Annotated in this window: 15 protein-coding genes and 3 pseudogenes; 10 read left to right on the top strand and 8 right to left on the bottom strand. The window is 64.3% G+C overall.

All coding sequences use genetic code 11. The features are described from left to right. The first annotated feature begins 231 nt into the window (after positions 1-231). The 3 genes from QA640_RS13535 (at position 232) to QA640_RS13545 (ending at position 4,603) form a co-directional block, all read left to right on the top strand. Positions 232-2,550: a bifunctional salicylyl-CoA 5-hydroxylase/oxidoreductase gene (locus QA640_RS13535; RefSeq protein ID WP_283041135.1), complete on the top strand. Its 2,319-nt coding sequence runs from the start codon at positions 232-234 to the stop codon at positions 2,548-2,550. 16 nt (positions 2,551-2,566) lie between these two features. After that, entirely contained in the window at positions 2,567-3,745 is a 1,179-nt protein-coding gene (locus QA640_RS13540) for an acyl-CoA dehydrogenase family protein (protein WP_283041136.1), read from the top strand. A 624-nt stretch (positions 3,746-4,369) separates the two neighbouring features. Next, on the top strand, positions 4,370-4,603 hold the full coding sequence (locus QA640_RS13545; RefSeq protein ID WP_283041137.1) for a hypothetical protein: 234 nt from the start codon (positions 4,370-4,372) through the stop codon (positions 4,601-4,603). 310 nt (positions 4,604-4,913) lie between these two features. On the opposite strand, the pseudogene hisC reads toward QA640_RS13545, so the two are convergent. Beyond that, positions 4,914-5,965 (bottom strand): annotated as a pseudogene (gene hisC, locus QA640_RS13550) (histidinol-phosphate transaminase). Positions 5,966-6,183: 218 nt separating this feature from the next. On the opposite strand from hisC, the gene QA640_RS13555 reads away from it, so the two are divergent. The 4 genes from QA640_RS13555 to QA640_RS13570 all read left to right on the top strand — a co-directional run bounded on the left by QA640_RS13555 (position 6,184) and on the right by QA640_RS13570 (position 12,121). Further along, a complete protein-coding gene (locus tag QA640_RS13555; protein ID WP_283041138.1) occupies positions 6,184-7,659 on the top strand; it encodes an FAD-binding oxidoreductase in 1,476 nt (491 codons plus the stop codon). A 198-nt stretch (positions 7,660-7,857) separates the two neighbouring features. Further along, positions 7,858-8,520 (top strand): TetR/AcrR family transcriptional regulator, encoded by a 663-nt coding sequence (locus tag QA640_RS13560; RefSeq protein WP_283041139.1) that lies wholly within the window; start codon positions 7,858-7,860, stop codon positions 8,518-8,520. Next, on the top strand, positions 8,517-11,198 hold the full coding sequence (locus QA640_RS13565) for a molybdopterin-dependent oxidoreductase (protein ID WP_283041140.1): 2,682 nt from the start codon (positions 8,517-8,519) through the stop codon (positions 11,196-11,198). The genes QA640_RS13560 and QA640_RS13565 overlap by 4 nt, the downstream gene beginning before the upstream one ends. Continuing rightward, the gene (locus QA640_RS13570) at positions 11,195-12,121 is read left to right on the top strand and encodes an FAD binding domain-containing protein (RefSeq protein WP_283041141.1); all 927 of its coding nucleotides are present in this window, start codon (positions 11,195-11,197) and stop codon (positions 12,119-12,121) included. The genes QA640_RS13565 and QA640_RS13570 overlap by 4 nt, the downstream gene beginning before the upstream one ends. A 26-nt stretch (positions 12,122-12,147) precedes the next feature. Here QA640_RS13570 and QA640_RS13575 read toward each other — a convergent pair. Continuing rightward, positions 12,148-12,378 (bottom strand): annotated as a pseudogene (locus QA640_RS13575) (IclR family transcriptional regulator C-terminal domain-containing protein); the annotation flags it as partial. A 198-nt stretch (positions 12,379-12,576) separates the two neighbouring features. Here QA640_RS13575 and QA640_RS13580 point away from each other — a divergent pair. From QA640_RS13580 to QA640_RS13590, 3 genes and pseudogenes are all read left to right on the top strand, one after another. Beyond that, positions 12,577-13,428 carry a 3-hydroxybutyryl-CoA dehydrogenase gene (locus QA640_RS13580; RefSeq protein ID WP_283041143.1) on the top strand — a complete coding sequence of 284 codons (852 nt, stop codon included), beginning with the start codon at positions 12,577-12,579 and terminating at the stop codon, positions 13,426-13,428. A gap of 309 nt (positions 13,429-13,737) precedes the next feature. After that, positions 13,738-14,085 (top strand): hypothetical protein, encoded by a 348-nt coding sequence (locus tag QA640_RS13585; protein WP_283041144.1) that lies wholly within the window; start codon positions 13,738-13,740, stop codon positions 14,083-14,085. 141 nt (positions 14,086-14,226) lie between these two features. Continuing rightward, positions 14,227-15,196: pseudogene (locus QA640_RS13590) on the top strand (PQQ-binding-like beta-propeller repeat protein); the annotation flags it as partial. 251 nt (positions 15,197-15,447) lie between these two features. Here the strand turns inward: QA640_RS13590 and QA640_RS13595 are convergent. The 6 genes from QA640_RS13595 to xoxF5 all read right to left on the bottom strand — a co-directional run bounded on the left by QA640_RS13595 (position 15,448) and on the right by xoxF5 (position 23,031). Next, entirely contained in the window at positions 15,448-17,763 is a 2,316-nt protein-coding gene (locus QA640_RS13595) for a molybdopterin cofactor-binding domain-containing protein (protein WP_283041145.1), read from the bottom strand. A 2-nt stretch (positions 17,764-17,765) separates the two neighbouring features. Next, positions 17,766-18,218, bottom strand: a complete 453-nt coding sequence (locus QA640_RS13600; protein ID WP_283041147.1) for a (2Fe-2S)-binding protein — start codon at positions 18,216-18,218, stop codon at positions 17,766-17,768. Between the two features lie 633 nt (positions 18,219-18,851). Further along, positions 18,852-19,415 (bottom strand): S-(hydroxymethyl)glutathione synthase, encoded by a 564-nt coding sequence (gfa, locus tag QA640_RS13605; protein WP_283041148.1) that lies wholly within the window; start codon positions 19,413-19,415, stop codon positions 18,852-18,854. Between the two features lie 33 nt (positions 19,416-19,448). Beyond that, positions 19,449-20,558, bottom strand: coding sequence for an S-(hydroxymethyl)glutathione dehydrogenase/class III alcohol dehydrogenase (locus QA640_RS13610; protein ID WP_283041149.1), 1,110 nt, complete (start codon positions 20,556-20,558; stop codon positions 19,449-19,451). Positions 20,559-20,623: 65 nt separating this feature from the next. Continuing rightward, complete coding sequence (locus QA640_RS13615; protein WP_283041150.1) at positions 20,624-21,115, bottom strand: c-type cytochrome, methanol metabolism-related; 492 nt, start codon at positions 21,113-21,115, stop codon at positions 20,624-20,626. Between the two features lie 113 nt (positions 21,116-21,228). Further along, positions 21,229-23,031, bottom strand: a complete 1,803-nt coding sequence (xoxF5, locus tag QA640_RS13620) for a lanthanide-dependent methanol dehydrogenase XoxF5 (RefSeq protein WP_283041151.1) — start codon at positions 23,029-23,031, stop codon at positions 21,229-21,231. Positions 23,032-23,227 lie beyond the last annotated feature (196 nt).

A 23,227-nucleotide genomic window follows, 5' to 3' on the forward strand; every position in this document is an offset into this window, starting at 1 on the left:
GTATGCCCTGTTTGTAGAGATACCCAGCGCTCTGCCCCATGGGCTGCCGACCATCGGCATCCCCAGGACAATTTAAGCCGTTAACAAACCACTTCTTTTCGGCCGGCGGCAGACGTTTGCGGCCGCTGGGCCCTGGCGTCTTGACAACCCGTGGTCCAGCGAAATATTTTATACTTAAAATAATTTGGCTGGCAGCTCTCTACACGGCGCAGCGCGCGAAAGCGAGGGATCATGCGCATAGTCTGTATCGGCGGCGGCCCCGCCGGGCTCTATCTGGGCCTCCTGATGAAGCGCCGGCACCCGGAGCACGTCGTCACCGTCGTCGAGCGCAACAAGCCCTACGACACGTTCGGCTGGGGCGTGGTGTTTTCCGACGCCATGATGCAGGCGATGCGGATCGCCGATCCCGAAAGTGCAGCCGAGATCGAGGACGCCTTCAATCATTGGGACGACATCGAGCTCGTCTTCAGGGGGACGCGCCAGCGCACGACCGGCCATGGCTTCATCGGTATCGGACGCAAGCACCTGCTCAACATCCTGCAGCGGCGTTGCGAGGCGCTCGGCGTCGAGCTGGTTTTCGAACGCGAAGTCGATTCTGATCTCGAATTCCCCGATGCCGACTTGATCGTCGCGTCCGACGGCGTCAATTCCAGGATCCGTGCCCGCTACGCCGAGCGGTTCCAGCCCGACATGGTGATCCGGCCGAACCGCTATATCTGGCTGGGCACCAAGAAGGCGTTCGACGCCTTCACGTTCGACTTCCGCAGGACCGAACACGGCTGGTTCCAGGCGCATATCTACAAGTTCGACAGTGAAACGTCGACCTTCATCGTCGAAACCACGGAAGAAGCCTACAACGGCCATGGGCTTGGCGATCTCGACCAGCAGGGTTCGATCGAATTCTGCGAGAAGCTCTTCGCCGAGACGCTGGACGGTGCGAAGCTCTTGACCAACGCCCGCCATCTGCGCGGCTCGGCCTGGCTCAATTTCAGCCGCCTGATCTGCGGCAAATGGAGCGTGTTCAACGGCCGCTCCCATGTCGTGCTGATGGGCGATGCCGCGCACACGGCGCATTTCGCGATCGGCTCGGGCACCAAGCTCGCGCTCGACGACGCCATCGAACTCGCCAACCAGTTCGATCGCCACGGCCACAGTCGCGACAGGATCGAGACCGTATTGGAAGCCTACGAGGAGGTGCGCCGCGTCGACGTCGCTCGCATCCAGAATGCGGCGCGGAACGCCATGGAATGGTTCGAGGTGGTCGGCCGGCGCTATGCCGACACGCTCGAGCCGCCGCAGTTCTTCTATTCGATGCTGACGCGCTCGCAGCGCATCAGCCACGAGAATCTTCGCCTGCGTGACCGCACCTGGCTGGAAGGCTTTGAGCGCTGGTTTGCCGCGCGCTCAGGGATCGCCGTCAAGGACGGCGAGCGCGTGCCGCCGCCGATGCTGACCCCGCACCGCGTGCGGGGGCTCAGCCTTGCAAATCGCATCATGGTCTCGCCGATGGCGATGTATTCGGCGCAGGATGGGCTCATCAACGACTTCCACATCGCCCATCTCGGCGCACGCGCCATGGGTGGCGCCGCGCTGATTTTTGCTGAGATGACCTGCGTCTCGCCCGATGCGCGGATCACGCCGGGTTGCCTTGGCCTCTGGAACGATGCTCAGGCGGCGCAGTGGCGTCGCCTCGTCGATCTCGTTCACAGTGTCGGACATGCCAAGGTGGGCATTCAACTCGGTCACGCGGGACGAAAGGGCGCGACCCGGGTTCCCTGGGAAGGAATCGATCAGCCGCTGGAGTCCGGAGATTGGCCGCTGATTTCGGCGTCGGCATTGCCATATTTGCCGCACAGCCAGTTGCCGCGGTCGATGGACCGAGGCGACATGGATCGCGTGCGCGACGATTTCGTCGCGGCAACCCGTCGCGCGGCGGCGGCCGGCGTCGAGTGGCTCGAGCTCCATTGTGCCCACGGCTATCTGCTGTCGAGCTTCCTGTCGCCGCTGACCAACCGGCGGACCGACGAGTACGGCGGCAGCCACGATAATCGCGCGCGCTTTCCGCTGGAGGTGTTCAAGGCGATGCGCGCCGCATGGCCATCCGATCGCCCGATGTCGGTGCGCCTGTCCTGCCATGACTGGACGGCGGGTGGCAACACGCCGGCGGACGCGGCGATCTTCGCTGCGATGTTCAAGGAAGCGGGTGCTGATGTGATCGACTGCTCGTCGGGACAGGTCTGGAAGGAGGAGCAGCCGATCTACGGACGCCTGTTCCAGACTCCTTTCGCCGACCTGATCCGAAACGAGGTCGGTGTCGAGACCATCGCGGTCGGCGCGATCTCCGAAGCCGATCACGCCAACTCGATCCTCGCCGCAGGCCGCGCCGATCTCTGCGCCATTGCAAGGCCGCATCTCGCAGATCCTGCCTGGACGCTGCACGAAGCCGCGCGCATCGGCATCACCGCCGTGAACTGGCCGAAGCAATATCTGTCCGCCAAGGGCCAATACGAGACCAATCTGGCGCGCGCCGCCGCTGCGGCCGCGCAGTGAGCGCGGGAGATACCCGATGAGCTCCGCTACAAAACTGATCAGGCGCGATTGGTTGGACTGGCCGTTCTTCGAGCCGCGCCATCATGCGATCGGCGAGGCGCTCGACCGCTTCGTGCGGTCGGGGACGATCGACAAGATCGACCACGACGATGTCGACGGCGCTTGCCGCAGGCTCGTGCGCGCGATGGGCGAGGCGGGGTTGCTCGAGTGCGCGGTCGCCTCGGCCGATGGCGATGCGACGACGATCGATTCGCGTTCCATCTGCCTGTCACGCGAGTCGCTCGCCCATGCCGACGGGCTCGCGGATTTCGCCTTCGCCATGCAGGGGCTCGGTTCGGGCGCGATCGCGCTCGGCGGCTCGGCCGAGCTTCGCAAGGCCGTGCTGCCAAAAGTTCGATCGGGCGAATGGCTGTCGGCCTTCGCACTGTCGGAGAAGGAGGCGGGGTCGGATGTTGCGGCCATGTCCTGCACAGCGCGCGCCGACGGCGACCACTACGTCATCGACGGCGAGAAGACCTGGATATCGAACGGCGGCATCGCGGACGTCTACACGCTGTTCGCGCGAACCGGCGAGGCGCCGGGCGCTCGCGGCATTTCGGCCTTCGTCGTCTTCCCCCATGATCCCGGGTTCAGCATTGCCGAACGTATCGACGTCATCGCACCGCATCCGCTCGCGACGTTGCGCTTCACGAACTGCCGCATTCCGGGGAGTCGTCGTCTCGGTGCGCCCGGCGGTGGCTTCAAGCTCGCCATGCAGACGCTCGACATTTTTCGTGCCTCGGTCGCCGCCGCGGCCGTCGGCTTTGCACGGCGCGCACTCGATGAGGCGGTGTCGTATGCGCAGAACCGGCACATGTTCGGTGCGACGCTCGGCGATCTCCAGTTGACTCAGGCCGCGCTCGGCGACATGGCGACCGACACCGACGCCGCCGCGCTCCTGACCTACCGCGCGGCCTGGCGCCGCGATGTTCAGAAGCTGCCGACCACCCGAGAAGCTGCGATGGCTAAGCTGACGGCGACCGAGACCGCGCAGCGCGTCATCGACCGCGCCGTGCAGATGTTCGGCGGACGCGGCGTGCGCAAGGGCGAAATCGTCGAGAGCCTCTACCGCGAAATCCGCGCGCTGCGGATCTACGAGGGCGCGACCGAGGTCCAGAAATTGATCGTCGCGCGCGAGCTTTTGAAGCCGCGTTGAGCCGGCGGGTAGAGTTTTCGCCGGCGCGAGCCTCGCGCTCGCGCGCGGCTACGTTGCCGAGGGGCTGGCGTTCCTCAGTGAGATCGTCGGAGCAATAGTAGCCTTGGATAGGTCCCACCCCAGGCGACGGAGGCTCTCGAGCTGCGCCGCGTGTCGCGACGTCTTCGGCGACGCACGCGAACGGGGTTACCGGCGAGGCCGAGACGCCTGAACGCATCGGCGACATCGCCGGCATCGTTGGCGGATTAGGCAGCGCCGGCACGCTTTTGCAGGCGCCGTTGCCGATCACCAGAGCTACGCGTTTGCCGTCGGCCGACGCAGGAACCGGGCGCCCCCCGCGAGCGCAGCGGCAATGACCAATCCAAGAAAAAGCCGGCGTCGGTTCATGATGGCTCCGATCGGAGATCGCAAAACCATGGAGATAGAGGCGGCGAGCATTCGAAACCGATGTGAAGGGGAACCGAAACTGGATCGCAACAAGCTCGGCAACCCTTCGCCTGATGGGGTACGCCGGAGAAGCAAAAAATAGTTCTAGATCATAATTATGATGGCTCAGATGCAGAAATAGAAAATAAGCTCGGGGAAAACACCGGCAAAAAATAGCCGAAAAGACGGGAGGAAAGAATGGAAACCGTGCGCCGCTTGCGTGCAATGGCCTCGCTCTGCAGACAGAGCGCTGCGTACCGTCCTGACCGAAGCTGGAAGCTGCTCGCGGAGGCGGAATACTGGGAACACGCTGCGGACGCTGCCGTGCAGGAGCATTTCAGGGAATGTACGTCCGGCTCGAATGAGCTGGTGCAGCCACAACAGGCTGCCAATGCGAATCAGATGCGAGGGGGAAAGATCGTGGCGGCGTGAATGCTGTCGCTGCGGACGGCTGGTTTATAGCGCCTCATTTTTTTGAACCTCCTTTGGCGTCACGGCGCCGGCCGTCGTGCTCGTGCACAGGCTCGCGCCTAACCATAGACGGACTTGTACGTCTTGTCGGCGATCAGTTCGCAATGGAGTGCACCGCGTTTTCCATCCGCCGGTGGCGCCCGCAAACTGGCCCGACGCCGATCGTCGCTCGCGCATCGCATTGATCACCCGCAACATCGCGCGCGACGAGATGCTCGCGCTCTGCAGCCCGTCCGTACAGCAGCGCGAGCAGCCCAGGACTGGCGCGCGATCAGACCAAGCCGCGCAGCTCGGCGATCAGCCGGCCGCACTCCTGCTCCGTTCCGACCGTGATGCGCAGAAAGTTCTCGATGCGCGGCTTTCGGAAATGTCGGACCAGGACGCCGCGCTGCCGGAGCGCAGCCGCAAGATCCGCGCCGCCCTGGCTCCAATGGCGCGCGAAGACAAAATTTGCCTGCGACGGCAACACCTCGAAGCCGAGCCCCGCGAGCTCACGCGTCAGCGTTCCGCGGTTCGCCATGATGCGCCCGCGCGTCTCCTGAAACCATGCGTCGTCCTCGATGGCCGCGACTGCGCCGGCGAGGGCTAGGCAATCGATGGGGTAGGAGTTGAAACTGTCCTTCACCCGCTCCAGCGCCTCGATCAGCGGCCGTTGCCCGATCGCAAAGCCGACCCGCAGGCCGGCGAGCGCCCGCGATTTCGAGAAGGTCTGGATGACAAGCAGATTGTCGTGGCGTGCAACGAGCGGCACGGCGCTCTCGGCGCCGAAATCGACATAGGCTTCGTCGACCACCACGAGCTGGTCCGTGTGCTCGGTGAGCAGCGCGGCGATCGCATTGCGCGGAAGGGCGATGCCGGTTGGAGCGTTCGGATTGGAGAGAAGGATCGCGCTGCATGGCCGCCGGTAGTCGGCAATCTGCACGCGCATCGCGGCATCGAGCGGCACCTCCTCGTGGGCGATCTCATAGAGGCGGCAATAGACGGGGTAGAAGCTGTAGTGACATCGGGAAACAGAAGCGGCGCATCGTGCTTCAACAGCGCCTGGCAGGTATGGGCCAACACCTCGTCCGAGCCGTTGCCGACAAACACCTCCTCGGGCGCGACCTTGTAGTGGGCGGCGATCGTCTCGCGCAGGTGCAATGCGCGCGGATCGGGATAGAGGCGCAATCGCTCTGCAGCCGATGCGACCGCCGCGAGCACGCGCGGCGAGGGTGGATAGGGATTCTCGTTGGTGTTGAGCTTGACGACGCCGTCCTGCTTGGGCTGCTCGCCCGGCACGTACGGCGACAAGGTGCGGACGACGCGACTCCAGAAGCGGCTCATGATCTCGGACCTGGCGAGTGATCCGACCACAGTAGGGTATGCCGGTCGTGGGCGGAAGCCCGCTCGTGTTCGAAGCTCGAACCTGATCTGCGCAAACGTCGGAGGCCGTGACGTTCCGGCGAGCGAAGGCTTCATGCTAGGGTCGGCACCCAAGGTCGAAAACGACTGACGACAACGAAGGCCGGCGCATCCAAGCTGGGCTCTAAAGAGAGGAACACATGCCAGCTGCAGCCCCTCCCACCGATCCCTCCCTTCCAGGTGCGCCTGCGACGGTGGCCATCCTCGACGCCTTGCGGAAGATCGTGGGTGACAAGGGGCTGATCGTGGACGAGCACGACAAGCAGCCCTTCGTGACCGAGTGGCGCGGGACGCTGGTCGGGCAGGCTGCTGCAGTCGTGCGTCCGGCGAATACAGCCGAGGTCTCTGAAGTCGTGAAGCTCTGCTACGACAACGGCATCGCGATCGTGCCGCAGGGCGGCAACACCGGCTTGATGGGCGGTGCCACGCCGTGGCCAACCCACCGCGGCATCCTGCTTTCGCTCGGCCGCATGAACCGCGTGCTGGACGTCGATCCGGTCGGTTATTCCATGACAGTGGAGGCAGGCTGCATCCTCGAGACGCTCCAGGAGACGGCGGCGCGCCACGACCGCTTCTTTCCGCTCAGCCTCGGATCGCAGGGCTCGTGCATGATCGGGGGCAATCTCTCCACCAATGCCGGCGGCGTGCAGGTGCTGCGCTATGGGAATGCGCGCAACCTGGTTCTGGGCCTCGAGGTCGTGCTGCCGAATGGCGACGTCTGGGACGGGCTGCGCGCGCTCAAGAAGGACAATACTGGCTACGACCTCAAGCATCTCTTCATGGGCGCCGAAGGGACGCTCGGCATCCTCACCAAGGCGGTGCTGAAGCTGTGGCCGGCGCCGAAGGACGTCTGCACGGCGTGGCTGGCGATCCGCGATCCGCAGGCCGCCATCGAGATCCTCTCGGAAGCGTACGCCGCATCCGACGACAATGTCGGCTCTTGCGAGCTCATGAGCCGCGCCGGCATCGACATGGTGCTGCGCCACATCCCCGGCACCCAGGACCCGCTCAAGACGGAGACCCCGTGGTATCTCCTGCTCGAATGGTCGTCTTCCCGGCCGCGGCTGGACGGTACCGCGGGCATGTCGGACAAGATGGAGCAGTTCCTGGCCGATCAGTTAGAGGCGGGCCGCGTGCTCGACGCGGTGATCGCGCAAACGCAGGCGCAGTCGCGCAACATGTGGCGTATTCGCGAAAGCAAGGCCGAAGCCTCGCGCGCCGAGGGGCCCGGCTTGAGCTACGACGTGTCGGTCGCGATCTCCAGAATTCCAGAATTCATCGACAAGGGACTCAAGGCCGTCCTCGACATCCTGCCGACGATCCGCCCCTATCCGCTCGGCCATATCGGGGACGGCAATCTGCACTTCTCCTTCATGGGCCCGATCGGCATGGACCGGGAGACGCTCACGCAGTATTCCGCAGCGATCACCAGGGCGGTGAACGATCTCATCGCCTCCATGGGCGGTTCGATCTCGGCAGAACATGGCATCGGCATCGAGAAGATCGACGAACTCGCGCGCTACCGCTCGAAGACCGAGCTCGACGTCATGCGCACGATCAAGCGGGCGCTCGATCCAAAGAACATCATGAACCCCGGCAAGATCCTGCGGCTATGACGAGGACGCGCGGGACCTGGCCGCATGGTGTCACGCGGCCTCTCCTTCGATCACGTTGTCGGCGCAGGCGAGCACGCGGTCCGGAATGGGCCGGCGCATGTGGTCACGAGCGCCAGCCCCGGTTGCACTGGAAAGCCTCCCACGGCGGCTCACCAAATCGCTATTTGACATTTCTTCATGTTTTGTCAAAATCGACAAATGGGACCGAAAACGCGCATTCTTGATGCGACCATGCTGGTGTTTCGCCGCCACGGTTTTCGCCGCTCCTCGATTGAGCAGGTGGCCGAGGCTGCCGGCCTGACGCGGCAGGCGCTCTATCATCATTTCGAATCCAAGGAAGCGCTGTTCCGCGCCGTCATCGCGCGCGTGCACGAAACCGCTCTTGCGGCCGAGGAGGCCGCAATCGGCGCGGCGGAGAAGGCGGGCCGCGGCTTCGCCGACATTCTCGTCGCCGGCATGACGGCGCGGATGCAGGCCATGATCGCGTCCTTCGACGGCTCGCCTCATATCGAGGAGCTGTATTCCGAGCACCTCGTGCATGGGCGCGATCTCTATCAGAAATATGCCGCCCTCTACGCGGAGCGCCTGGTCGCGGCGATCGCCCGGATTGCGCGTAAGCAGAAGCTCGTGTTGCCGCAGGGCCTGTCGCCGGCCGAGTTCGCCCGGCTCGTCGAAATGGCCGTGCACGGATCGAAGTCGCAGCATCCGGCCATGCAGCCGGCAGAGGCCTTCCTGAAAGACATGGCGATGATGGTGCGGACGCTTTGCGCCGGCGCCGTGCCGAAGTCGCAGGAACAGCCCGCGAGCAGGGCCGGGACCAGAGAACGATCCTCACGCAGCAAAGCCGGAGCACGTCCATGAATACGATGACCATCAACGGCCGCATCGAGCCCCTGCCCGAGGATCCCGATGCGCTGCTCATCGATGTCGTGCGCGATCAGCTTGGTCTCACCGGCACCAAGCTCGTCTGCGGTGGCGGCGTCTGCGGCGCCTGCACCGTGCTCGTCGACGGTGTGCCGGTCACGAGCTGCCTGATGCCGGCGCGCGCCGTCGCCGGAAAATCCGTGACGACGGTGGAAGGCATCGGCGCGCGGGAACTGCACCCGGTGCAGAAGGCGTTCATGGCGCATGACGCGTTGCAATGCGGCTTCTGCACGCCCGGCTTCATCGTGGAAGCGGCTGCGTTCTGCGATCGCTGGCGCGGCACGAACGGGACGGTCCTGCCCTCGCGCGAGGAGATCGGCGCGGCGCTGTCGGGCCACCTCTGCCGGTGTGGCGCCTACGATGCGATCTTTCGCGCCGTGGCGGATGCCTGTGCCGGCCGCTTCGACGGCAACAACTTCGCAAGTCCACGCATTGAGGCGCGCGACAAGGTAACGGGCGCGGCAAAGTACACGGTAGATATAAAGCATGACGGCCAGCTCGAAGGCGTGATCCTGCGTTCGCGTGATGCGCATGCGCGCATCACCGCGCTCGATCTGGCCCCGGCGCGGGCGCTAGGCGGCGTCATTGCGGTGTCGCTGCTGCCCGACGACCGCATCGTACGCTATGTCGGTGAGCCGATCGCGGCGGTCGCTGCGAGAGACCGCAAGACTGCGCTCGCGGCGCTCGCCGCGATCAAGCTGACCAGCGAACCGCTGCCCGCCGTGATCGGGCTCGATGCGGCGCGGAAAGTTGATGCGCCGGTGGTGTTCGACCGGGCGAGCCGCAAGCGAGCCGGCAATGTCTCGGAAGCGGCGGGCGGGCCTGCGCCATGGAAGCAGAACGTTCGCGGGCCGACCTCGGTATTTGCCAGGCGCGCCAAGAGGGCGCGCAACTGGGTGAACGAGGCGCGCCAGACGAATAACCGTCTTCTGGTCGAGGGAACATTCCGCACCGGCACGCAGCAGCATTCCTGTCTCGAGCCGCATGCCGCGGTTGCGCGCTTCGATGGCGAAGTGTTGACGGTGCACGCCTCGTCCCAGTGGGTGGTCCATCTGAAGGAGCAGATCGCAAAGCGATTCAAGCTCGATCCTGCGCGCGTCCGGGTCATCGCCGATCATGTCGGGGGCGGTTTCGGCTCGAAGGCGAGCCTTGGCGCCGAGACGATTGCCGCGGTCGAGCTAGCACGCGCAGCGAATGCGCCGGTACGAGTTGCCTATGACCGTCATGAAGAATTGTCGGTCGCCGGCTATCGGCCGGCCGCGGAGGTGAAGGTCGCGCTGCTGCCTTCCGACCGGGGCGAGTTGAAAGCGCTGTCCGTCACGGCGCATGCCGATACGGGCGCCGCGACCAACTCGACGATCGCGGGCCTGGCGCGGCTGATGTATCCGGCCGAGGCCAAGGACCTGTCGGATTTCGACGTCATCAGCAATCTGCCGCCGGGCGCGGCGTTCCGCGCGCCCGGCGGTCCGCCGATGGCATTTGCAGTCGAGCAGGCGATCGACGAGGCCGCCCTGCGGCTGGCTGTCGATCCGATTGCCTTGCGCAAGCGCTGGGATCCGGATCCCAATCGGCAAAGGCTCTATGACTGGGCCTCAAGCCTCGACAGCTGGCGCAATCGGACGTCGACCGGGAGCGGTCGCTATCGCCGCGGCGTTGGCGTCGCGACCGGCTACTGGTTCTATCTCTGGCAGCCCAAGGTGAAGGTCGAGGTCGCGGTCAAGGGCGGCCGCATCGTCGCATCGACCGCGACACAGGATATCGGGACCGGCACCCGCAGCGTTCTGGCTGATACGGTTGCGCGCGAATTCGATCTCGAGGCGAGCGAGGTCGAGGTGCGCATCGGCGACTCCGCGCTGCCCGAAGGCCCCGGCTCCGGTGGCAGCCGCGTGACGGCCTCGGTGCTGCCACCGACGCTCACGGCGATCCATAAATTGAAAGCCGCGCTGCTCGAGCAGGCCACGCGCAAGCCCGCGCCAGGCTCAAATGCGCCATGGCGCGAGTTGATTGCGCGCTCACCCGATATCGCTATCTCAGAGGCGCGTGGCGAGGACGGCAAGAACACGGCGCCCGGCATCCGCTCGCCGCTGAAGGACCTCGGGCTTCTCGGCGTGGTGTTCGGCTGGATGATGCGCCGCAACTCCAACATCGTCATCGGCGCCGGCGTGCCGAGCTCGGTTCAGGTGATCGACGTCGAGGTCGATACTTGGCTCGGTCACGTGCGCGTGCTCAAGGTGCAGACGGGACTCGCGGTCGGGAAGATCGCGGCGCCTCAGCTCGCGCACAGCCAGGCCTGCGGCGCTGTGATCCAGGGGATTGGCTACGCGCTCTACGAGGCGCGCGAGGTCGATCCGCTCAGCGGTGATGTCCTGACCGCCAGCATGGAGGATTATCGCATCCCCGGCATTGCGGATACGCCGGAGATCGACGTGCATTTCGACGAGGCCGGTTTTGATCATGTGCTCGGCAATAGCGTCGGCATCGGTGAGGTGGCGACCGTGCCGACGTCCCCTGCGGTCGCGAACGCGATTTTCAATGCGATCGGCGTTCGCCTCGCCGAAATTCCGATCCGGCCAGACCGCATCGTCGCCGCCTTGAAGGGGAGGACCGCGGCATGAGCGCCTCGTCAGCAACGATCGCAGGCGCCGTGCCCGAATTCCGCGCCGCCGGCACCGATCTATCCGAGCGCCGTCGTAGCGGCGTGTCCCGGGGGCCCATCGTCGATCTCCCCGTGACATCAGGCACGATCGGGATCGACTGGGCTGCGGACGGCTCGGCCCGCATCGGCGCATTCACCACGATTGCGGCCATCGCTTCCGATCAACGCATCCGGGATGCTTATCCCGGCATCGCCGCGGCCGCGCAAGGCCTCGCCACGCCGCAGATCCGGCATCTGGCAACGCTCGGTGGCAACCTCGCCCAGCGTTCGCGCTGCTGGTATTTCCGCAATCCGCTGATCGGCTGTCTGAAGAAGGGCGGCTCCGGCTGCCCGGCGCGATCGGGCAATCATCTTTATCACGCAGCATTCGATCTCGGGCCTTGCGTGGCTCCGCATCCGTCGACCATGGCAATGGCGCTGCTCGCCTATGATGCGACGATCGCGACCGACCGACGCAACCGATTGTCGCTGCCCGATCTCATCGGCGATGGCACAAACGGCGCTGCGGACCATGCGCTCGAGCCGCGCGAAAGGATCGAGGTCATCTCACTTCCCGCACCGCTCGCCTTCGAGCGCGCCCACTACAAGCGTGCCATCAGCCGCAGTTATGCCGAATGGCCGCTGGTCGAAGTTTGCGCGCGCGCCGTGGTAACCGCCGGCATCTTCCAGCTCGTCCGCATCGCCGCCGGTGGGGTCGCCCCGGTACCGCTGCGGCTGACGGCATGCCAGGCCGCGTTGGAGGGAAAGCCGGCAAACGCGGAAATCATCGCGCAAGCCGCGCAGCTTGCGACGTCGGGCGCAAAGCCGCTGCCGATGACCGGATACAAGCTCGAGCTGCTGGTCGGCCTGGTGCGGGACGTGGTGGAGCGGATTGCGAAGTAGGCTGGCCGACCTCGCACCCATCCGCCGTCATCATCGTCCTGCAGGATCGTTTCCGACAGGAGCGCGGCGGCCTTCTGAAGCGGGGCGATGAAGCGGTCCAGTTCGGCGAAGCGCACGCGTGCCGCCGGGACGGAGACGCCCGGGCACGCGATCAGCTCGCGGTCCGGCGAGAGGATCGGAACCGCACAACCAACCACGCCCTTGACGTACTCCTGGTTGGTCCTTGCCCAACCGCGCCGGCGCGTCTCCTCGATAACGTCGGCCCAAACGGGCCGCTAGAACGTCAAATTGCGCCTCGCGCAATGCAAGAGGCGGCTTTATTCCCGCCATGGATGCTTTAAGGAAGGGCCTATCAGGGGCCGGGTCAACCGCCCGCCTGCGGTGCGCGACCCTGGTTCAGGCAGAAGGGGCAGGGCCGGTCGGCTCGCCCGACAAGATGAGAAGGATTCGAAGCAATGATCCAAACCGTTGGTATCATCGGGGCCGGCACCATGGGGAACGGCATCGCCCAGATCTGTGCCGCGGCCGGGCTTTCGGTCGTGATGGTCGATATCTCCGACGCTGCGGTCAACCGCGGGATTGCGACCGTCGGCGGCAGCCTGGAGCGCATGGTCAAGAAGGAGAAGATGTCGGCGGCCGATCGCGAGGCGACGCTCAAGCGCATCACCGGCACGACGGACCGCGCCAAGCTTTCCGACTGCGACCTCGTGATCGAGGCCGCCACGGAAAATGAAGAACTTAAGGTCAAGATCCTCAAAGACCTCTGCGCGACGCTGTCGCCGCGCACTCTGATCGCCACCAACACCTCGTCGATCTCGATCACCAAGCTCGCCGCCGCGACCGATCGCCCCGATCGCTTCATCGGCATGCATTTCTTCAACCCGGTGCCGGTGATGCAACTGCTGGAGCTGATCCGCGGCTTGCAGACCTCCGACGACACCCACGCCAAGGCGCTCGATTTTGCCCAGCGCGTCGGCAAGGTCGCGATCACGGCCAAGAACAGCCCGGGGTTCGCCGTCAACCGCATCCTCTGCCCGATGATCAACGAGGCGATCTTCGCACTTCAGGAGGGGATCGCGACGGCCGAGGAAATCGACGCCGGCATGAAGCTCGGCTGCAACCATCCGATCGGGCCGCTGGCGCTCGCCGATCTCGTCGGGCTCGACACCATGCTGTCGGTGATGGAGGTCTTCTACAAGGGCTTCAACGACCCGAAATATCGGCCGGCGCCCTTGCTCAAGGAAATGGTCGATGCCGGCCATCTCGGCCGCAAGACCGGCCAAGGCTTCTACACCTACGGCGCGTGACGGCGCCGACGTCCGAGGTCATAACGGGGGCGGCGCCTGACGGCTGTCGCCCCCGTTGCTTTGCGGTCGAGCATCGGTTCCCGCCGAAAGTCTAATTCATCCGCGAGTTTGCGCCGCGTCAAATACGACCTCGCCGCCTGCCTGTAGTGGTCATGCGAAGTCTTCGCAAAAGCTGGTGGCGCGGGGCGAGAGTGTACTGCTCGCGCCGGGGCGACGGTTTTGAAGCCGTCGATTAATCGCGCCGGAGATGAATAACGCCGCTCGGCGCTACCGAGGTCAATGAAACCGGTAGTACGAGAATCCCGCGCGATGACCGTCATCGAAATTGACCATTCCCGCAACCGCGCCAGGGGCGCCGTGGCCGGTGCAAACAAGCCGGCCAAGGCCCGCGTCAAGCGGGCGGGGCCGGTCGTGCCGCAAGCCGTGTCGGGGCGCATGCGGCGGATCAAGTGGGCCATCCTCGTCCTGACGCTGTCGATCTACTACGTCACACCATTCCTGCGCTGGGATGGCGGGCGCGTCATGACCAGGCTCGATCGCCCCCGCGGCCTGATCGATTATGAAAGCTGGCGCAATATCGAGCGGGCCATCGCGGCGAGGCCCGCGCCTCACGGTTGGTGCGCCCGAAAACCATCGCGCTCGCGGTTGTCAGCGTAGGATTGGCGGCCGGCCTGGTCGGATCATTGGAAACCAAGGCCACGGGCGCCATAGCGGTGCTGCACGACCGCGGCGCCCTGGCTGTGACCCTGTCCGATGGCTCGGTCAGAAACGCCTACACAGTCAAGCTTCTCAACAAGACAGGACTTGAAGACGATCTACTGGGGCGTCGGCAACGCCGCGCCATGGCCCGGCGACAGCCATCCCGGCGACAATCTCTACACCTCGTCGGTGATCGCGCTCGATCCCGCCAATGGCAGGATCAAGTCCTACCACCAATACCACCAGAACGATTCCTGGGACTGGGACGAGGTCGATGCGCCGATGCTGGTCGACCTAAAACGCGACGGCCGCTCGATCAAGAGCCTGATCCATCCGGGCCGCGACGCGATCTTCTGGGTGCTCGAACGCACGACCAAGATCAATTACGTCGCTGGTTGGCCGTTCGTCTCGATCGATGTCTGGAAGGGCATCGATGCGGAGAGCGGGCGACCGATCATCGATCCCGTGCATAAGCCCGTCATCGGCAAGCGCGTCGAGTCCTGCCCGTCGCTGTGGGGCGGCAAGCACTGGCCCTCGGCTGCGTACAGCCAGAAGACCGGCCTCGTCTACGTTCCCGCCAACGAGTAACTTCTGCGGCGGTTTGACCGGCGAGAAAGTGGCGCTCAAGCCCGGCGAGCTCTGGCTCGGCACAAAGCCGGAGGATATCGGCCTGAAGGCGAAGCCCGGCGCGGATCATTTCGGCGAGCTTCAGGCCTGGGACCCTGCGACCGGCAAGAAGGTGTGGCAGCATGACTTCCCGAAGTCGCAGCTGTTCGGCTCGGTGACGGCGACCGCAGGCGATCTCGTCTTCGCCGGTGGCACCAACGACCGCTACTTCCGCGCCTTCAACGCCAAGACCGGTGAGCTGCTGTGGCAGCAGAAAACCAACTCCGGCATCATGGGCATGCCGATCTCCTACGAGATCGATGGTACGCAATATGTCGCGATCCAGTCCGGCTGGGCCATCGACGCGCAACGAATCCAGGATGCGCTTGCGACCAACAACATCGGCATTGAGGCCAACGTGGCGCAGGGCGGCGTGGTCTGGGTGTTCGCGCTGAAGAAGTAGGGCCTCAGGCGAATCGACCCCAAGCGGCGCGGCAAGGGGGGCAGCGAATGCGGCGGACGAAACGTCCGCCGCATTTTGTTCGTCTGGCTATGAGGCGCCGTTATTTGCCCTCGCGCTCGACGTTACTCTTTTCCTTCGCGTTCATCTCCATGACCTTGGGATCCTGACTGGACGTCCCGGTGGTCTGGGATCCATCGATCTCGCCTGTCAGATCGACGGCAACGGCGAACTGTCGCCTAACGTTCCCGGCGCTACGCCTCCAATTGCTTGCCGATCGGCAAGGAGCGGATGCGCTTGCCGGTCGCGGCGAAGATCGCGTTGATCAGCGCCGGCGCGAATGGCGGCACGCCGGGCTCGCCGACGCCGCTCGGCGGCGTGCCGGGCCCAGGTGGCACGATATGAACGTTGGTCACCAGCGGAGATTCGTCCATCCGGATCACCGGGAAGTCGTCATAGTTCTTCTGCTGGACCTTGCCGTCCCTGAAGGTGATCTCGCCATATTTGGCGAGGCTCAGGCCCATGATCGCAGCGCCCTCGATCTGGGACTGGATGCGCTCGGGATTGACGAAGGTGCCGCAGTCGATGGCGGTATCGACCCGCGGGATCGTCAGCTTGCCCTTGTCGTCGACGGCCACCTCCACGATCGTCGCGATGTAGCTGACGAAGCTGCGGTGCGCGGCGATGCCGAGCCCATGGCCCTTCGGCACCTGGCGGCCCCATTCGCCCTTCTCGGCCACCAGCTCGACCACCTTGCGCAGGCGCGCGGTGTCGATCGGGTAGCTGTCATAGGGCTCGCCATAGTTCCAGAGGTCCTTCACCGAGGCCAGCTGGACGATGCGGGGCGAGCCGATCAGGTCGAGCAGCATGTCCTTCTGGTCGCGGCCGGTGGCCTGCGCGATCTCGCCGACCATCGACTGCACGGCGAAGGCACGCGGGATGTTTGACACCGAGCGGAACCAGCCGATCCTGGTATGCGCGGCCGCTTCCGGATTCTCGCAGGAGATGTTGGCGATCTCGAAGGGCATGTCGACGAGGCCCATGCCGAGCTCGAACGAGGCCTGATGTACGGTTCCCGCCGCAAACGTCGAGGCGATGCTGGGGGCGACGCTACGGTGGCGCCAGGCAATCACCTTGCCGCTCTTGTCGAGGCCCGCCTCGATGCGCTCGACCGAGACGGTGTGCAGGAAGCCGTTGTGGATGTCGTCCTCGCGCGTCCACTGCACCTTCACGGGCGCGCCGAGCTCCTTGGAGAGCAGGGCGGCCTCGAGCGCATAGTCGCATTTCGACTTGCGGCCAAAGCCGCCGCCGAGCAGCGTCACGTTCACGGTGACGTTCGCTTCCGGGATGCCGAGCGTCTTGGCGACGTCCTCGCGGGTGCCGCCCGGGCTCTGCACCGGCGCCCAGATCTCCGCCTTGTCGCCCTTGACGTCGGCAACCGCCACCGGCGGCTCCATGCTGACATGGGCGAGGTGAGGAATGTAGTACTCGCCGACGATCACCTTGTCGGCGCTCTTGAGCGCAGCGTCCGCATCGCCCTCCTTGCGCACGACGAGACCGGGCTTGCGCGCGGCCTCCTCGAGCTCCTTGCGGTAGGCGACCGACTCGTACTTGCCGTTCGGCCCGTCGTCCCAGACGATCTTCAGCGCATCGCGGCCCTTGATCGCCGCACCCGTATTGCGGGCGATCACGGCCACGCCGCCGAGCGGCTGGAATTTCGAGGGCCACGGCCAACCGCGCACCTGCATCACCTTCTCGACGCCCGAGACCTTCAATGCGTCGGCCGGGTCGAACGAGACCGGCTTGCCGCCGGTCACCGGCGGGCGCGCGATGACGGCGTATTTCATGCCGGGCAGCCGCACGTCGGCGCCGTAGCCCGCCTTCCCTGTGGTGATGTCGTGGAGGTCAACGATGCTGATCTGGCCCTTGGTGAGGTAACGGAAATCCTTGGGGTCCTTCAGCTTGAGGCTGTCGACGCTCGGCAAGGATTCCTTGGCTGCGTCGGCTGCGAGCTCGCCGAAGCCGAGCTTGCGTCCGCTCGCGCCGTGAACGACCTCGTGATTGACCGCCTTCACTTCCGTTGCCGGCACGCCCCAGCGCTTGGCTGCGGCCTGCTCCAGCATGATGCGCGCAGAAGCGCCGATCTGGCGCATCGGGATCAGATAGTGCCGCGTGCTGCGGGAGCCGTCGGTGTCCTGGTTGCCGAACTTGACCTCGTCGCCATGGGCCTGCTGGACCTTGACCCTCGACCAGTCGGCTTCCATCTCCTCAGCGACGATCAGCGGCAGGCTGGTGCGCACGCCGGTGCCCATCTCGGAGCGGTGCGCGACGATGGTCACGATGCCGTCGGGCGCGACCGCGACGAACACGCGCGGGTCGACCACGACGCCGTGCGGCATCTTCCCGGCGCCGGTCTCATAGGCGAAGGCCTGGCGCGACATCACGGGCGCGGCGAGCACGAAGCCGCCAGTGACGCCCAGTCCCTTCAGGATGCTGCGGCGGGAAATCTTCTCGATCCTGACATGCTTCTCGAAGCCATGAAGCTTCTTTGGATTGTCGATGAAATTCATGATCACGCCCCCGTCGATGCGAGATGAACGGCGTTCTCGATTCGCTGGTAGCAGCCGCAGCGGCAGATGTTGCCCGCCATCGCCTCGCGGATCTGGTCATGTGACGGCTTTGGATTGTCCATCAGCAGCGCCGCTGCCTGCATGATCTGGCCGGCCTGGCAGAAGCCGCATTGGGGAACGTTGACCTGGCGCCACGCCTTCTGCACGGGATGATCGCCGTTCGGATGCAGGCCTTCGATGGTCGTGACCTCGCGGCCCGCAACGTCATTGACCGAAGTGATGCAGGAGCGGACCGCCTCCTTGTCGACGATGACGGTGCAGGCGCCGCACAGCGCCTGGCCGCAGCCGAATTTGGTGCCGGTCAGCCCGACCTCGTCGCGGAGAAACCAGAGCAGCGGAAGATCCGGGTCGCCATCCCAGCTTTGCTCCTGGCCGTTGATTTTTATCTTGATCATGATCGTTTCTCGCTCTTCTTAAGCCGATGATCCGATGGGCGTGATTGATTGGTGTGGCGGCGTCCGCATCCCCTGCTTCCGCAAGCCCAGGCAACTCCCGGGACGGAGGGGATGACGACGGGTGATGTCTGGGATGTGCTCGATACTTCCCGGTGGATTCTTATTTGATGAATTTCGCGCGGCATCGTGACGAGCGTGATGCTAGCAGAAACCGGACACGGCGGGCATCACAGCCGCTTGTGTTCGCGATCACATTGCATCTGCGATTTGTCAAAAGCTGGGCGCGACCTTCGTTCCCAGCTCGCGCGGCGGAGCAGAGCCTTTATTGCGGGCAAACACAACAAACACAAAAAGGCTTCGTCCGGCAGACTCCGCGCGGACGAAGCAGGAGACCTCAGTCGAGGGAGGGAGAACGCAGGGCGCAAGCTTTGCGAGCTGGCGAGGCTGCGGCATCAGTACAAATCTCGAAGCTGAGGGAACCGGCCGCCTCACGAGCGAATGAAGCGGCAATGCCAACCATTCGGTTCCGGCTCGCTGGCGGTGGTCCAGACCAGCGAGCCGAGAGAGCCGGCGAGGATGCACGCGTTGCCTCAGACAGCCGCTAAGCCGCCTTGTACCTAAGCAGCCTTGTCCCTAAGCGGCCTTGGCCTTCGCGACATGGGTCGCAATCGCGTCCATCAGCGCCGGCGACAGGCAGTCATAGGGCTCGAGCCCGATTTCCTTCAGCCGCGAACGGATGCCGGCCATCTGCTCCGGCTTGACGCCCGATTCGATCACCGAGGAGACGAAGGCGGCAAATTGCGGCGCCTGCGAGCCCTGCTCCTGGAACAGTTCGGGATGGATGAAGTCGAGGCCGTAGAACGGGTGGTCCTTGTTCTCGATACGGCCGTACATGTGCGTGCCGCAGGCCTTGCAGGCGTAGCGCTGGATCACCGCCGACGGATCGACGATCTGCAGCTTGTCGCCGTTCTCGAGCACGGTGACGTTCTGGCGCGGCACCACGGCGACGACGGAGAACATCGCGCCCTGCGGCTTCCAGCACTTGGTGCAGCCGCAGGCGTGGTTGTGCGCCACGTCGCCCTTGATGCCGACCTTGACCGGGTGGTCCTTGCATTTGCAGACCAGCGTGCCGCCGGCAAAGCTGCCGCTGCCTTGTTTCAGGCCATTGTCGATCAAGGGATGGAGAGCAACAGTCATGGGATGATCCTCCTTGTGGGTGATGGTTCTGGTTTAGTAGACGACGACCGAACGGATCGATTTGCCCTCGTGCATCAGGTCGAAGCCCTTGTTGATGTCTTCGAGCTTCAGCACGTGGGTGATCATGGGATCGATCTGGATCTTTCCATTCATGTACCAGTCGACGATCTTGGGCACGTCGGTGCGGCCGCGCGCGCCGCCGAACGCCGTGCCTCTCCAGTTGCGCCCGGTGACGAGCTGGAACGGGCGGGTGGCGATCTCCTTGCCGGCTTCCGCAACGCCGATGATGATCGATGTTCCCCAGCCACGATGACAGCACTCCAGGGCCTGGCGCATCACAGTGGTGTTGCCGGTACAGTCGAAGGTGTAGTCGGCGCCGCCGTCGGTCAGCGTCACCAGATGCTGCACGATGTCGCCGGTTACCTTCTTGGGGTTGACGAAGTCCGTCATGCCGAACTTGCGGCCCCAATCCTCCTTGGAGTCATTGATGTCGACGCCGATGATCTTGTCGGCCCCGGCCATCTTGGCGCCCTGGATGACGTTGAGACCGATGCCGCCGAGGCCGAACACCACGACGTTGGAGCCCGGCGTGACCTTGGCGGTGTTGACGACGGCGCCGACGCCGGTCGTGACGCCGCAGCCGATGTAGCAGCTCTTGTCGAAGGGGGCATCCTCGCGAATCTTGGCGACTGCGATCTCAGGCAGCACCGTGAAGTTCGAGAAGGTCGAGCAGCCCATATAGTGATAGATCGGCTTGCCCTTGTGGGAGAAGCGGCTGGTGCCGTCGGGCATCACGCCCTTGCCCTGCGTCGCGCGGATCGCGGTGCAAAGGTTGGTCTTCCCGCTCAGGCAGCTTTTGCACTGCCGGCATTCGGGCGTGTAGAGCGGGATGACGTGATCGCCAGGCTTCACCGAGGTCACGCCTGCGCCGATCTCGCGGATGATGCCGGCGCCCTCGTGGCCGAGGATCGAGGGGAAGATTCCTTCGCTGTCGAAACCGTCGAGCGTGTAGGCATCGGTGTGGCAGATTCCGGTCGCCTTGATCTCGACCAGAACTTCGCCGGCCTTCGGTCCTTCCAGATCGACCTCGACGATTTCAAGCGGCTTTTTTGCTTCGAAAGCGACCGCGGCACGTGTCTTCATCGTAAGCTCCTCAAATTCTCTCTGCTGGAGATGCCGAGATTTGGTCTCGGCCGAGCTCCAAACGTTCATTTCCTGCCCATGCAGGAGTCTTCTGCCTTTGTATAGGCCTCAGTCTTGTCCTCGTGCTTGCCCGGCCGCGCGCGGCCCCAGGCTTCGTTGGAACGGGCGCGCAGATAGACGTAGAGATCGTCCATGTAGCAGGCCACGTTCGGATTATCGCCGAACGCCGGCATGACGTTCTCCGCGGCGGTGGAGACGTTCTTGCGGCCCGAGGCGACGACGCCGAGGAAGTCGGCATAGCTCATCGTCTTCAGGGAGTCCTTCAATGCCGGCGCGTAGGTCGATCCCATTCCATCCGGGCCATGGCAGACGTGGCAGTCCGAATGATAGCGGCGGTATCCGGAATAGGTGTACCAGTCAACGGTGCCGTCGGCCGAGATCTTATAGGTCGGGTTTCCTTCCTTATCGAGCCACTCACCATTCTCGTTTTGCTTAACGGCGCCCGGGTCGCCCGTGCCGTCCGCGAAAGCAATTCCTCCGGACGCGACCAAGATCATCGCAGCTATTGCAGAGCAGATTCTACGCAAGAGAGTTTTTCCTCGACAGCGTTCGGTGGAGACGAGCCGGCGCGTGGAGTTGATCCACGCGCCGGGACGATATGAGGTTGCGGCTAGTTCGGCAGCGAGAACACGGTCAGCGTACCGCCGAGTGCCGTGTAGTTGCCAAGTGCCGCATAGCCACCGACTGCACCGAGACCGGCGGTCGGATCGGTCAGGCCTGCCGCCAGACCGATACCGGCCCAGCCGCCCACGCCGGAGAGCACCGCGATGTACTGCTTGCCACCGTTCTCATAGGTCGTGACGTTGCCGATGATGCCGGAAGGAGTCTTGAACTTGTAGAGCTCCTTGCCGGTCTTTGCGTCGACCGCCTTCAGGTAGCCTTCGAGCGTGCCGTAGAACACCACGCCGCCGGCGGTCGCGAGCGCACCCGACCAGACCGAGAACTGCTCCTTGTTGGACCACACGATCTTGCCGGTCTTACCGTCCCAGGCGATGAAGTTGCCCATGTTGGCATCGCCCTGCGGCGGATACATCGAGAGCGTCGCACCCACATAGGGCTGGCCCGCGGTGTAGCTGACCTTGAACGGTTCGTAGTCCATGCAGACGTGGTTGGTCGGAACGTAGAACAGCTGCGTGTCGGGCGAGTAGGCTGCCGGCTGCTCGTCCTTGGTGCCGAGCGCGGCCGGGCAGATGCCCTTGGTGTTGTGATCCTCGCCGCCCTTTTCGGTCGAGGCCGCGTCAAGAACCTTCGGACGACCATAGTTCGGCGAGTTCTTGTCCATGTCGACACCGGAGGTCCAGTTCACCTTCGGATCGTACTTCTCGGCGACCAGCAGCTCGCCGGTTGCACGATCCAGCGTGTAGCCGAGACCGTTGCGGTCGAAGTGCGTCAGCAGCTTGCGCGCCTGGCCGTTGATCTGCTGATCCGAGAGGATCATCTCGTTGACGCCGTCGTAGTCCCATTCGTCATGGGGCGTCATCTGATAGACCCATTTGGCCACGCCGGTGTCGGGATTGCGCGCCCAGATCGTCATCGACCATTTGTTGTCGCCCGGACGCTGCTTCGGATTCCAGGTCGAGGGATTGCCCGATCCGTAATAGATCAGGTTGAGCTCGGGATCGTAGGAGATCCAGCCCCAGGTGGCGCCGCCGCCGATCTTCCACTGATCGCCCTGCCAGGTCTTGAGGCTCGAGTCCTTGCCGATCGGCTTGCCCAGAGCCGTGGTCTTGTCGTCGACCAGGATCTGATCATCCGGCCCTTCCGAGTAGCCACGCCAGACCTGCTTGCCGGTCTTGAGGTCGTAGGCCGTCATGTGAGCCTGCACGCCGAATTCGCCGCCGGAAATGCCGATCAGCACCTTGTCCTTGACGACCATCGGCGCCGAGGTCCCGGTCTCGCCCTTGGTGGGATCGCCGTTCTTCACAGTCCAGGCGACCTGGCCGGTCTTGGCATCGAGCGCAACCAACGTGGTGTCGGCCTGGTGCAGGAGGATCTTTCCGTCGCCATAGGCTAGACCGCGGTTAACCGTGTCGCAGCACATCACCGGGATGACGTTCGGATCCTGCTTGGGCTCGTACTTCCAGACGATCCTGTTCTCGTTGGAAAGGTCAAGGGCGTAGACCTTGTTCGGGAACGGCGTATGGACGTACATCATGTTGCCGATGATCAGCGGGCCGCCTTCATGGCCGCGCAGTACGCCGGTCGAGAAGGTCCAGGCGACCTGAAGCTTGCCGACATTCTGTGCGTTGATCTGATTCAATTTCGAATAGCGGGTGTTGGCATAGTCGCCCGTCGGCATCACCCAGTCTTTCGGGTTCTGCGACATCTTGATCAGTTCATCATTTGCTGAAGCGTTGCCGACGGCCAAAGCCGCGGCAGAGCCAAGAAACGTCGCCAGTAGCACCTTGCGCATAGTCATTCCTCCTAGGTCTCGTTTATTGTTTCTGAAGCATTGCGTACCGCTGGGCATTGGGGGTCCAGCGTCTGCTCGTGCAGGGCGGTCACGATTGGGACCAGAAACGATGCTGTGCTGTTTCCTCCTCCTGGTATGAGCCCACGGGTCCGCTTGTGAGGTGCGGCCCGTTTCTTTGTTGTTCCTGCCGCAATCC

The organism is Bradyrhizobium sp. CB82 (assembly GCF_029714405.1).
GTDB lineage: Bacteria > Pseudomonadota > Alphaproteobacteria > Rhizobiales > Xanthobacteraceae > Bradyrhizobium.

What these genes read in the sequence shown, in the direction of transcription:
- QA640_RS13535 (WP_283041135.1), top strand. Translation starts at nt 232, where the DNA reads ATGCGCATAGTCTGTATCGGCGGCGGCCCCGCCGGGCTCTATCTGGGC.
- QA640_RS13540 (WP_283041136.1), top strand. Translation starts at nt 2,567, where the DNA reads ATGAGCTCCGCTACAAAACTGATCAGGCGCGATTGGTTGGACTGGCCG.
- QA640_RS13545 (WP_283041137.1), top strand. Translation starts at nt 4,370, where the DNA reads ATGGAAACCGTGCGCCGCTTGCGTGCAATGGCCTCGCTCTGCAGACAG.
- QA640_RS13555 (WP_283041138.1), top strand. Translation starts at nt 6,184, where the DNA reads ATGCCAGCTGCAGCCCCTCCCACCGATCCCTCCCTTCCAGGTGCGCCT.
- QA640_RS13560 (WP_283041139.1), top strand. Translation starts at nt 7,858, where the DNA reads ATGGGACCGAAAACGCGCATTCTTGATGCGACCATGCTGGTGTTTCGC.
- QA640_RS13565 (WP_283041140.1), top strand. Translation starts at nt 8,517, where the DNA reads ATGAATACGATGACCATCAACGGCCGCATCGAGCCCCTGCCCGAGGAT.
- QA640_RS13570 (WP_283041141.1), top strand. Translation starts at nt 11,195, where the DNA reads ATGAGCGCCTCGTCAGCAACGATCGCAGGCGCCGTGCCCGAATTCCGC.
- QA640_RS13580 (WP_283041143.1), top strand. Translation starts at nt 12,577, where the DNA reads ATGATCCAAACCGTTGGTATCATCGGGGCCGGCACCATGGGGAACGGC.
- QA640_RS13585 (WP_283041144.1), top strand. Translation starts at nt 13,738, where the DNA reads ATGACCGTCATCGAAATTGACCATTCCCGCAACCGCGCCAGGGGCGCC.
- QA640_RS13595 (WP_283041145.1), bottom strand. Translation starts at nt 17,763, where the DNA reads ATGAATTTCATCGACAATCCAAAGAAGCTTCATGGCTTCGAGAAGCAT.
- QA640_RS13600 (WP_283041147.1), bottom strand. Translation starts at nt 18,218, where the DNA reads ATGATCAAGATAAAAATCAACGGCCAGGAGCAAAGCTGGGATGGCGAC.
- gfa (WP_283041148.1), bottom strand. Translation starts at nt 19,415, where the DNA reads ATGACTGTTGCTCTCCATCCCTTGATCGACAATGGCCTGAAACAAGGC.
- QA640_RS13610 (WP_283041149.1), bottom strand. Translation starts at nt 20,558, where the DNA reads ATGAAGACACGTGCCGCGGTCGCTTTCGAAGCAAAAAAGCCGCTTGAA.
- QA640_RS13615 (WP_283041150.1), bottom strand. Translation starts at nt 21,115, where the DNA reads ATGATCTTGGTCGCGTCCGGAGGAATTGCTTTCGCGGACGGCACGGGC.
- xoxF5 (WP_283041151.1), bottom strand. Translation starts at nt 23,031, where the DNA reads ATGCGCAAGGTGCTACTGGCGACGTTTCTTGGCTCTGCCGCGGCTTTG.